The 1,384-nt window shown below is 71.5% G+C and carries 1 protein-coding gene; it reads left to right on the top strand.

Annotated elements, in window-relative coordinates; genetic code table 11:
• Positions 1 to 163 precede the first annotated feature (163 nt).
• Positions 164 to 1,384, top strand: a 1,221-nt coding sequence (locus GKQ77_RS32745; protein WP_308117857.1) for an MFS transporter, incomplete at its 3' end; no start/stop codon positions are given.

The raw sequence follows: 1,384 nt of genomic DNA, 5'->3' as shown, positions 1-1,384 counted from the left end.
CTGCTGACGTGAAAGCACAGGTTCGATCCCTGGATGAGAAGGACGAATGGAACCGAGCGCGCACGCCTCACCGCCACCACCACCCGGGCGACCACCCAAGCGACCGCCCGGGCGACCCCCTGCGCAAGCCCCCTTGCCACCTCCACCAGACTCCCCATGGCGCGTGCGCGACTTCCGCGTCCTGTTCAGTGCCACCGCGCTGAGCCAACTCGGCACCAACGTCGGTTACGTGGCCGTCCCCCTGGTCGCCGTGACCGCTCTGGACGCACGGCCCGGGCAGGTCGGCGCGCTGGCGACCCTGAGCATGGTCGCGTTCCTGCTCATCGGATTGCCCGCCGGGGCCTGGGTCGACCGACTGCGGCACCGGCGCGTGCTGATCGCGGCCGATCTCGTGCGAGGGTCGCTCTACGCCACCGTGCCGCTCGCCTGGTGGCTGGACTGCCTCACGCTCGGTCAGCTCTACGCGGTGGTCTTCCTGAACGGTTGCGCCACCGTCTTCTTCGACGTCGCCTCACAGAGCGTGCTGCCCCAACTGGTCGGCCGCAACAGCCTGGTGCGGGCCAACGCCGCCATGGTCACGCTGATGGCCGCCGGCAATGTGGCGGGGCGCGGCGCGGGCGGCGGCCTCATGGTGCTGCTCACCGCGCCCGTCGCCGTGGTGTGCACCGCCGTCAGCTACATGGCGTCCACACTGCGGCTCACCGCCGTGCGGGGCGACGGAGAGCGCGGGTCCGGCGGACGAGGCGTACGAGGCGGACGAGGCGGACGAGGCGGACGAGGCGGACGAGGCGGACGAGATGTTGGATACGTACGTGAGATACGAGGCGCCCCCAGCGGGCGTCCCCGCCTCGGCGCCCAGATAGCCGAAGGCCTGCGTCACGTCCTCGGCAACAAGGAACTGCGGGCCCTGGCTCTCACCGCCTCCCTCAGCAACCTCGGCTCCCAGATCGTCAACACCATGCTGCCCGTGCTCTTCCTCAGCGAACTCGGACTGACGGCGGGGGCGTTGGGGCTTTTCTGGGCGGCGGGCGGCGTCGGGATGCTGCTCGGCGCGCGGTGCGCCCGGGCGATCGCGGCACGCGTCGGTTTCGGCCGCGCTCTCGGCCTCGCGGGCTTGTGCCTGGCTCCCGCCGGGCTGCTCGTCCCGCTCGTGGACCGGGGGCCCTGGCTGTATGTGGCGGGAGCGGGGTGGTTGCTCGCCCTGTTCAAGACGGGAATGGACAACGTACTCGGCGTGAGCCTGCGCCAGGGCATGACCTCCGACGCCCTCCTGGGGCGCATGAACGCTACCTTCCGCTTCCTGCTCAGCGGGGCGCTCGCGATCGGCGCCGCGGTGTCGGGCCTGGTCGGCGAGGTGGGCTCGGTGCGGGGCGCGGTATGGACG

This window comes from Streptomyces anatolicus (assembly GCF_019400875.1).
Classification (GTDB): Bacteria; Actinomycetota; Actinomycetes; order Streptomycetales; family Streptomycetaceae; genus Streptomyces; species Streptomyces anatolicus.
Note: the sequence above shows the minus strand (reverse complement) of the source record. Positions and strands in the feature narration are given on the sequence as shown.